Here is a 3,519-nt window from a genome sequence, read left to right as displayed (position 1 = left end):
CGACACTTAGGTCACCCTAAGACACGATCGCAGCATGCGGCAGGCCCAGAATTCCTGGAGGTCTCCGCGACCAACAGAGGAAGAAAGCCGTTCCCACCGAGCAAGGCAGGTTGCGGAGCCGACAGGACCAGTCGTCGTCGAGAGCAAAGTTCGGGAAATGGCAAGAACTGAGGGTGGTCGCACATGGCTTCTAGGGGATGTTTTCAAGTGGCGCTCTCCTGGGCCGACAAGCCTGCCCTGGCGGCGCGTCGTTTGGACAGTCTGTTGCGAAGGGCGACACCGTCTGAGCTGATGTGCCTGGAATCGGACTATCGTGCCCAGCGCTACAGTTTCCGCTCGCTGGGGTTGACTTCCTTGCTGGGCGATCGGGCACTGGACGGCGCCGTGCCCGACCGGCACGTTCTCGCGGTCGCGGCCTTGATGTCGTTCGATCGCTCCGGTTACCTGAGGGAAGCCGGAGTCGTCAGACTCGCTGATGCCCCAGAGTCGTTTCCGATCCCTTTCCTCTTGCTGCGTCTCAACGACCCGGTAGAGAAAGTACGGGACTACGCGCAGGCTGTGGTGACCGCACGTCTGGGGGCCGAGCACGTGGAGCTTCTCGTTCCTCTGCTGCCACTCCTTGAAAGGTTGAAGAAACGCCGTAGGGCTGGTCACTTGGTGACCGCGGTAGAAGATCTCCTCTTCCGCTCAGGGAGAGAAGCGTTGTGGCAGGGTGCCAGGTCGAGCGATTCCCTCGTACGGGCCTGCCGTCTGCGGAGGCTCGCGCATGTTGAGCCGGTCGCAGCTGTCCAGACTGCTTTCGCAACTCCCGACCAAGCCCTATGGCAGTGGGGCCGCCCGCCTGGCTACGTCGTCGCGACTGACATCCGCCGAGCAGAACACGCTACTCCCGTGTCTCGAGAACAACGGCAGTTCCCGGATACGACTACGGGCCCTGCGGGCCAGGGCTCGTGGGTCGCACGGTGAGGTTCATCTGCGTCTGGCGATGCTCGATCCAGATGCTGGAATTCGCTACCATGCTCGCGCCTCTATGTGTGCCCGCGGTTACACAGATATCGCGCCGCAGGTGTACCGCGAAGCCTTGGCGCTCAAATCCGTACCCGATCCGATCGCTATCGGTGCGCTGGGTGGTCTGGCTGATCTGGGAGATCTGGATGACATCTCGCGGGTGATGGAGTTCGCCGCACACTCCAAGGCGCGAGTAAGGGCGGAAGCTTGGCGCACATTGTTCATTCTGGACCCGGAAGAAGCCGGATGGAGAATCGACCTGTTGGCCGGCGATCCCAATGGCAAGGTGCGCCGTCACATCCCAGCAGGGACGCTCACGTGTCGGCGAAGGATCGTTGACAGCGAGTGGCTGACGGGTCCAATGAACCGTCAGCCACGGGTTCGCGGCCACCTCCTTTAGCGCACGAAGTTCCGCATGCTCAGCGACTAGGCATGGCCGGGCGACCCCTCGCACACCTCCGACAGGTGCCACCTCGTACGCAGCACTGGCCACATCCGCGACGTGCTCGACGTCCTCCACGCGGACGATGATCCCGCAACCGGTGACGAGCACGGCCCGCAGGCGGCAGCCTGGGGGTTGCCGATTCGGCCGGTTCAGGGAGCGGCATCTGGTGCTGGCACCGCGAGGCAGAGGAGCGAGGCACGGTGGTGACGGCACCTCCCGTCCTCGAAGGAGTGCGGGAGCATGCCGACCGACGACAAGGTGGCCTGGGGCGCCCCTGCTCACCGAGCTTGGGAGAGGGGCGCCAAGCGTCGTGAGCGCGGCCTGTTCGGCAAGGCGCCCGGATACGACGGGAACACCAACCGGACGCGGATTCCAGAGGTCAGACCTTCTGTACGGCGATCGCTGCCACCGGGCAGGCACGCGCCGCCTCCTGTACGAGAGCGCCGCCGTCGCCGTCTACTCGGTCCGATACCAGTTCGCTGAGCCCGTCGTCGTCCTGCGCGAACACCGCGGGCGCGGTCAGAGCGCACTGCCCCGCCCCTATGCACCGCTCCCGGTTGATCGCGATCTGTAAAGCGCCCGCCCCACCCGTGGGGCCCGCCCCGCTCACCACGTGACCGGGAGCTCGACCATTCCCTGAAGCGTGTCCCCCGGTTTGTACGGGATCTCCTCGGCCGGCGCGGCGAGCCGCAGCCCCGGCAGGCGGGCGAACAAGGTGCCCAGCGCGATCTCCATCTCGGCGCGGGCCAGGTTCTGCCCCAGGCACTGGTGGACTCCGAAGCCGAACGCCACGTGATGGCGGGCCGAACGGTGCCAGTCGAGTGTGTCGGGCTCGGGGTAGACGTGCGCGTCGCGGTTGATGACGGACGTCGCGAAGACGACCCCCTCGTCCTTGGCGATGACCTCTCCCGCGACCTCGATGTCCTCGGCCGCCACCCGCAGCACTCCATCGGCGATCGACAGGAAGCGCATGAGCTCCTCGACTGCTGCGGACAGCAGGGAGGGATCAGTCTGCAGCTCGGCGAGCTGATCCGGGTGTCGCAGCAGGGTGAACGTACCGAGGGAGATCATGTTGGCCGTGGTCTCGTGCCCCGCGACCAGCAGGACCAGGGATATCTCGACGAGTTCCTGGACATTGATTTCACCGGTCTCCAACCGCAGGGCGATCAGCTCGTCCAGCAGACCATCACCCGGCTCCACGCGCTTGCACCGGATCAGTGTCTCCAGGTAGGCCTGGAGTCGGTCTCGCGCGTCGCCGACGTCGGCGGCTGTCGGCCCGCGCAGCAGACGTCGGGACAGCTCCTCGAAGTAGTCGTGATCCTCATAGGGCACCCCGAGCAGCGCGCATATCACGGAGGACGGTACGGGCAGTGCGAAGGCGCTGACGAGTTCCGCCCCCTGCCCCTTGGCCACCATGTTGTCTATCAGCTGGTCCACGGTCTGCTGGATGCGAGGGCGCAGGGCGGCCGTCCGCTTCAGCGAGAAACCAGGAATCAGCATCCGGCGCTGGACGTTATGCTCGGGGTCGTCCAGACCGACCAGAGCCGTTCTGCGATTGGCCAGGCCGGCGAAACGCACACTGGTGACGGGGAACGCGGCGTTCTCCCGGTCCGCGGACAGCCGCTGGTCGGACAGCAGCGCACGCGCCTCGGCGTGCCCGGTCACCACCCACACCGAGCGGCCGTCGAAGAGGCTCACACGCGAAAGCGGCCGGGCTTCGCGTAACGCCTGGTACGCGGTGGGGGGATGGTACGGACAGCTGCGGGTCTGGGGAAAGGCAATGGCTTCTGTCATGAGACACCTCGAGATGCGCTGGTTCCGTCGATGGCCAGAGCGTTAAATGCCCAAGGCACCTACCTTGCACGCGTCAGAACCGGCCAAAAAGAACAACCGCGTCTTATCGTGCGGGCGTTCGAGATTGTCGCGGTCGTGATACAGCGACCGAGCCGAGCCGCAGGCCGCTGTCAGACAGGCTCGCCCCGTTCCGTGGGTACGGAACGGGGCGCCCTTCGAGGTGTCTGCCGGTCGGTGCGTCAGTGCACCGGCACGACCTGCTTCTCCTCGGC

General features: G+C 65.6%; 3 protein-coding genes. 1 reads left to right on the top strand and 2 read right to left on the bottom strand.

Annotated elements, in window-relative coordinates; genetic code table 11:
- Positions 1-1,066 precede the first annotated feature (1,066 nt).
- Positions 1,067-1,408, top strand: coding sequence for a hypothetical protein (locus AMK27_RS42580; RefSeq protein ID WP_143204972.1), 342 nt, complete (start codon positions 1,067-1,069; stop codon positions 1,406-1,408).
- A 424-nt stretch (positions 1,409-1,832) separates the two neighbouring features.
- On the opposite strand, the gene AMK27_RS40950 is transcribed toward AMK27_RS42580, so the two are convergent.
- Positions 1,833-2,021, bottom strand: coding sequence for a ferredoxin (locus tag AMK27_RS40950; protein ID WP_445194908.1), 189 nt, complete (start codon positions 2,019-2,021; stop codon positions 1,833-1,835).
- Positions 2,022-2,059: 38 nt separating this feature from the next.
- A complete protein-coding gene (locus tag AMK27_RS40945; RefSeq protein ID WP_073919589.1) occupies positions 2,060-3,247 on the bottom strand; it encodes a cytochrome P450 in 1,188 nt (395 codons plus the stop codon).
- Positions 3,248-3,519: the final 272 nt, after the last annotated feature.

The organism is Streptomyces sp. CB02009, from assembly GCF_001905825.1.
Taxonomy (GTDB): Bacteria; Actinomycetota; Actinomycetes; order Streptomycetales; family Streptomycetaceae; genus Streptomyces.
Note: the sequence above shows the minus strand (reverse complement) of the source record. Positions and strands in the feature narration are given on the sequence as shown.

Coding starts and splice junctions, on each gene's coding strand:
- AMK27_RS40945 (WP_073919589.1), bottom strand. CDS start 3,247: ATGACAGAAGCCATTGCCTTTCCCCAGACCCGCAGCTGTCCGTACCAT.